The 5980-nt window shown below is 33.1% G+C and carries 8 protein-coding genes; all 8 read right to left on the bottom strand.

Going from position 1 to position 5980, the window contains the following annotated elements:
- Positions 1-10: 10 nt before the first annotated feature.
- The 8 genes from HMPREF9129_RS12025 to rsxC all read right to left on the bottom strand — a co-directional run bounded on the left by HMPREF9129_RS12025 (position 11) and on the right by rsxC (position 5851).
- Positions 11-382 carry a DODA-type extradiol aromatic ring-opening family dioxygenase gene (locus tag HMPREF9129_RS12025; RefSeq protein ID WP_004821727.1) on the bottom strand — a complete coding sequence of 124 codons (372 nt, stop codon included), beginning with the start codon at positions 380-382 and terminating at the stop codon, positions 11-13.
- A gap of 85 nt (positions 383-467) precedes the next feature.
- Positions 468-608, bottom strand: coding sequence for a hypothetical protein (locus HMPREF9129_RS12030; protein ID WP_004821729.1), 141 nt, complete (start codon positions 606-608; stop codon positions 468-470).
- A 221-nt stretch (positions 609-829) separates the two neighbouring features.
- Positions 830-1726 carry an RnfABCDGE type electron transport complex subunit B gene (locus HMPREF9129_RS06560; RefSeq protein WP_040552707.1) on the bottom strand — a complete coding sequence of 299 codons (897 nt, stop codon included), beginning with the start codon at positions 1724-1726 and terminating at the stop codon, positions 830-832.
- 10 nt (positions 1727-1736) lie between these two features.
- Complete coding sequence (gene rsxA / locus HMPREF9129_RS06565) at positions 1737-2315, bottom strand: electron transport complex subunit RsxA (protein ID WP_004821734.1); 579 nt, start codon at positions 2313-2315, stop codon at positions 1737-1739.
- Positions 2316-2317: 2 nt separating this feature from the next.
- Positions 2318-2914: an electron transport complex subunit RsxE gene (rsxE, locus tag HMPREF9129_RS06570; protein ID WP_004821737.1), complete on the bottom strand. Its 597-nt coding sequence runs from the start codon at positions 2912-2914 to the stop codon at positions 2318-2320.
- 10 nt (positions 2915-2924) lie between these two features.
- Complete coding sequence (locus tag HMPREF9129_RS06575; RefSeq protein WP_004821740.1) at positions 2925-3509, bottom strand: RnfABCDGE type electron transport complex subunit G; 585 nt, start codon at positions 3507-3509, stop codon at positions 2925-2927.
- The gene (locus HMPREF9129_RS06580) at positions 3509-4510 is read right to left on the bottom strand and encodes an RnfABCDGE type electron transport complex subunit D (protein ID WP_004821742.1); all 1002 of its coding nucleotides are present in this window, start codon (positions 4508-4510) and stop codon (positions 3509-3511) included. Before HMPREF9129_RS06580 ends, HMPREF9129_RS06575 begins: the two co-directional genes overlap by 1 nt.
- A gap of 9 nt (positions 4511-4519) precedes the next feature.
- Complete coding sequence (rsxC, locus tag HMPREF9129_RS06585) at positions 4520-5851, bottom strand: electron transport complex subunit RsxC (RefSeq protein ID WP_004821743.1); 1332 nt, start codon at positions 5849-5851, stop codon at positions 4520-4522.
- Positions 5852-5980 lie beyond the last annotated feature (129 nt).

Raw genomic sequence — 5980 nt, forward strand, 5'->3', positions numbered from 1 at the left:
TTTTTAATTTCTATTCAAATAAATAAGAAGTCATTGACATTGAACCCAAATTTCTTATATTATTAGGAATTGTTACTCTTCTACCTGTGCTTGCTCCTAATACATATAGTAATGGATAAAAATATTCTCTAATCGTAACTGCATAGTTATAATTTTTCTTTTGCTTTACTCCATTCATTATTTCACTATAGTTACCATTTAAAATATTCTTCTTCACTTCTTCATCAAATTCATCAGCATATTCACTTCCAAATTCATTATCCCATTCAACCATTGCCAAATTATGAACAACATTCCCACTGTCAATAATTATATATCCTTCATCGCTTAAATTTTTATTAACACTTAATTGAACAACGGGTATATCAACTTTTGGAAACATATGAATTAATACAGACCAAGTTCCGTGCTAAATCCCCAAATAATTATTTACAGATATATCATCACCTAAAATTCCTAAAACTTTTTTAGTTATATTCCAAATTACCTTTAACCTCATACTTAACTTCATACAGTTCTTTCGAAAATTCATACATATCAAAAATTTGCTTAAGTTTTTCTACACTCTGTATTAAATTTCCATCAGTAAACCAATGTGCTGACACCATTAAAATCGCCTTTGTTTTATCGTATTTATCAATTATTTTATCTCCAATATTTTAAATTTTCTAATTATATCATTATCTTGAATAGCAATCATCAGACTACCATTCCCAACAAATAATGTAGACTTTTTCATCTGTATCTCTTCTTTTTTAAGATTTTATACCATAATTTCAAATATGAAAAAAGGGTGAACTATGTCCACCCTACAAATTTTATTTAATTCCTATTTAACTAAAGCATCTTCTTCAGCTTGTTTTTTTTCTAAAGCTTCTTGCTTTTTCTTTTCTTGGTCTGCTTTACGTTTAGCTTTTATCTTTTCTACTCTTTCAGGATATTCGCAGAAAATTGCACCTGTTGGACAATATGATACACATATTCCACAGTTGATACATTTTTCATAATCTATGCTAGCTAAATTATTTGTTACATGGATTGCATCTTTAGGACAATTCTTTTCGCATAGTCCACAAGAAATACATCCAATTCTACATTTAACTCTTACATCTTTTCCTGCATCATTTGAATGACATTCAACCACCGTCTTTGCTTTATATGGTATTAAGTCTATTAAATTTTTAGGACATATTTCCACACATTTCTTACAAGCTACACAGTTTTCTTTATCAACCTTTGCAATGCCATCTACTATATGTATTGCATCGAATTCACATACGCCAACGCATGATCCTCCTCCAACACAACCATAGTTACAAGCTTTAGATCCCTTTTGGAAATCTGATATAAGTCTACAGTCAGCTAAACCTTCATATCTGTATTTATCTTTGGCAACTCCACAAGTTCCTTGGCAAAGTACATTAGCTACCATCCTATCTACATCTCCGGCATTTACTCCCATAACTTCTGCAACTGCATCAGCTGTATCTTTACCACCTATTACGCATCCTGTTACAGGAGCTTTTCCCTTTGCTATTGCGTCAGCTAATCCATCACATCCTGGAAATCCACAAGCCCCACAGTTTGCTCCTGGAAGTGCATTTCTTACAGCAACCATTCTAGCATCTTGCTCAACTGCAAAAACCTTAGATGCTATTGAAAGTAAAATCCCAAAAATAGCACCTGTTATACCTAAACAAATAATAGGCAAAATTATTTCATTCATTTTTAACCCCCTATACAAGTCCTGAAAAGCCTGAAAATGCTAATGCCATAAGACCAGCACTTATAAGAGCTATAGGAACACCTTGTAATGCTTTAGGAACTTTTGCATATACAAGTCTTTCTCTTAATGCTGCTATAAGTACAAGAGCTATTGTAAATCCTATTGAAGCACCAAGTCCACTTATCACAGTTTCAATTAAGTTATATCCATTTTGTACATTAAGTACTGTAACTCCAAGAACCATACAGTTAGTTGTTATCAAAGGAAGAAAAACCCCCATTGCAGTATAAAGTGATGGAGATAATTTTTTAATTACCATTTCTACGAATTGTACAAGAGATGCTATTACTAATATAAACATTATTGTTTGTAAATATCCCAAACCAAATTTATCTAGTATAAAAGTTTGTAAGCACCATGTAATTGCAGATGCTATAACAACTACGAAAGTTACTGCTATGCCCATACCTGTTGCAGTTTCAACTTTTGAAGAAACTCCAAGGAAAGGACAAATTCCCAAGAATTGAGCAAATATGTAGTTATTAACTAATATTGTAGAAACTAAAATAGTTATAATTGAGCCTAACATCTTTATTCACCCCTTCTTGAAAGTAAAAGTTTAAAACCTGCTATATAGAAACCTAAAAGTATAAATGCCCCTGCTGGTGCACCCATAAGTCCTATACCAGGATAAGATTCTGGTAAAACTTGTAATCCAAGTAAAGTTCCATATCCAAATAACTCTCTTATAAATCCCATAGCTACAACTGCCATAGTATATCCTATACCAGTTCCCAAACCATCTACTAATGAAGGAATCAACTTATTTTTATAAGCAAACCCTTCCGCTTCACCTAATATACAGCAGTTAACTACTATCAATGGTAAGAATATACCAAGAGCTTCATATATTGGTGGGAAGAAAGCTTGTAGCACCATTTGAACTATAGTTACAAAAGTTGCTATAACTACTATAAAACAAGGAATTCTTATCTTTTCAGGTATAACTCCTCTTAAAAGAGATACAACCCCATTACTCATTATAAGTACAAATGTTACAGCTATACCCATAGCAATCGCACTCATAAGTGAATTTGTTATCGCTAATACCGAACACAACCCTATCATTTGTATGAATACGGGGTTATTTCTAAAAATGGCATTAATTAATACTTTAGACAATTTCATTTTTATCCCCCTATTCTGCCTTCAATATATTGTTATACACTTCAGCAACGATCTTATCACCTTCAAAAACTCCCTTGGAACTTACTGTAGCTCCTGAAATTTGCATTATCTCGTTTAGAGCCTTAGGATCTTTTGATAGAACTAATTCTTCTGAAACACTCTTTCCCTTGTATGATGATATATAAGGTTCTTCAGTGATTTGTGTACCAAAACCTTTTGTTTCTTGATGAGTTATGTTTCTATATCCTAAAATTTCATCGCCTTCGATTTTAATTCCAAGAGCATTTGTCATAGCTCCACCAAAACCATTAGTTGTAACATTAACTCCAAATCCTACTTTTTGACCTGCTTTTTCAGCTACAAAAATAGCTTCTATCTCAGGATATTTTTCTTGAATTTTTTCTAATTTACTTTGGTCATATTCTTCAAAGTCATCGGCTTCATCGCCAAAAATCGTCTTATATGAGTTAAGTGTTTGTTCAAGTTGCGCTTGAGCTATTACATCAACAGTCATGCTATTTACAAAAGCTAAAAGACCTGCACTAATAGCGCAAAATAAAAGTAAAATTGCTCCGAATTTAACTGGTTCACTCATTATTTCGCCTCCCCATATGCTTCTGTTCTTGTGATTCTATCAATCAAAGGTGTTGCAACATTCATTAATGCTATTGCATAAGAAACTCCTTCTGGTAAAGAAGCTTTCGCACGAATTACAGCAGTTATAATACCACAACCTATTGCAAATATTATCTTTCCTTTTGTATTCATTGGTGTAGATGAATAATCAGTAGCCATAAAGAAAGCTCCAAGTATTAATCCACCGCCAAGTAATTGATAAGGTATATATTCGAATGAAACTCCGAATAACATAAGTACTACAGCAGTTGTCGCTATAAAGATTACCGGAATAAGTGGAGATATAACTTTTCTAACAATTAGATAAAGAGCTCCTATTAATAGAAGTACTGCTGAAGTCTCCCCTATTACACCACCTATGTTCCCTATAGCCATATCCATCAAGCTAGGTAATTGCTCAAATGTTCCCGCTTTCATCAATGTCAAAGGTGTCGCATAACTTGTAGCATCTACAGTAGCGCTACTTGCTACAACTTCAGAAGTCCACTTAGCCACTTCCGGACTTACATAATTAGTCATTAACTTAGCCCAAGAAGCCATTACTACAATTCTAGCTCCGATAGCAGGATTCATAAAGTTTGAACCTATACCACCAAAACATTCTTTTATAACTATTATGGCAAAAATAGAACCGAATGCCGCCATCCACCAAGGTGATGTAGCCGGCAAATTGAACGCTATTAAAATACCTGTTACAACAGCAGATAAATCAGAAATTCTCATTTCCTTATGCATTAATTTTTGAAAAATAGCTTCAGAGCCAACACATGATATTATACAAACAGCTAAAAGTATTGCCGCTTTACTTCCAAAGAAATAAATACTACCTATCATTGCTGGCACGAGGGCAATTATTACATCCCTCATTATTTTTTGAGTTGTATCATTACTCCTTACATGAGGGGCCAATGATACAAACCTTTCATTATGTGAAGATTGATTTAACTTTGTATTTTCCACAGTACCCTCCTATTTAATAGCTTTAAGTTTAATTTCACGTTTAGCTAATTTAACAGATGGCGCAAGATTTCTCTTTGCAGGACAAACAAATGAACATATTCCACATTCCATACATTGATCAGCATGCAATTCATTACAAAAATCTACATCATTGATTAATATAGCTGCATTTATATCAGTTGGATTTATATTAGCTGGACAATGATCTACACATCTTGAGCATCTTATACATGGAGATTCTTCTGCATAGTTCATTTCTTCATCAGTCAATGCCAATAATCCTGAAGTTGTTTTTGTTATAGGACTTCTTAAATCAAAAACACTCTTACCTGTCATAGGTCCACCACAAACTATTTCTATGGCTTCATCTTTAAGCCCACCACAATAATTTATTATATCTTCAACAGGTGTACCTATTTTAACTAACAAATTTTTAGGTTGTTTAATTCCTTTTCCACTAACTGTAATAACTCTCTCATATGAAGGTCTTCCTTCTACAACAGCTTCATAAAAAGCCAGAGTAGTTCCCACATTAGTTAAGAACACTCCAACATCATTAGTTACACCATTTTGTGGGACAATTCTTCCTAAAACAGCTTCTGATAATCTCTTTGAATCCCCTTGAGGATACTTTGTTTGACAACTTACAACTTTTAAATTAGAAAATCTACTGTTTGAATCTATAATTTCTTTCATTTTCTTAATGGCATCAGGTTTGTTTTCTTCGATAGCCATATATGAAACTTGTTTATTATAAAAGTTAGAAAAAATCTTTAACCCTTCAAGTATTTCAGTTGTCTTTTCTAACATTATTCTATGGTCGCAAGTTAAAAACGGTTCACATTCTGCTCCATTAATTATACATTCATCCAATGGAGGATTTTCTCCCTTTAACTTTGCATGAAGTGGAAATCCTGCTCCACCCATTCCAACAAGCCCCATCTTCTTTGCATATGGAACAAACTCTTCAACTTTCAACTCATCATAGTTTTCTATAGGTTGAAAATCAATAGAAGTATTTAAACCATCATTTTCAATTACCACACACTCGCAGAACCTTCCATCAGCCGTATACATATTTTCTACCTTTGTAACTACTCCAGATACTGAAGAATGAATGTCAGCTGATATAAATGCCTCACTAGTTCCAATAGTTTGGCCAACTTTTACTTCATCCCCTTTTTGTACTGTAGGCTTACAAGGTGCTCCTATGTGTTGACTCATAGGTATGTAAACAATTTTGGGCTCCGGCAATCTCTCGATAGAGATCGCTTCGCTAAGTTCTTTGTGTTCATTCATATGTACACCGCCCACTTTAAAAGTGAGATTTGTAGAACTCATTTAATTCACCTCTTATTAAAAAATTTGATAATAACATAACACACTACTATGATTATAACATCTAAAATATTTATTGTATATTGAGATTGTGAAAAAATAAACTCTTTTTGTTAATCAACTACTCAAATT

This window comes from Peptoniphilus indolicus ATCC 29427 (genome assembly GCF_000227315.1).
Lineage (GTDB): Bacteria > Bacillota > Clostridia > Tissierellales > Peptoniphilaceae > Peptoniphilus > Peptoniphilus indolicus.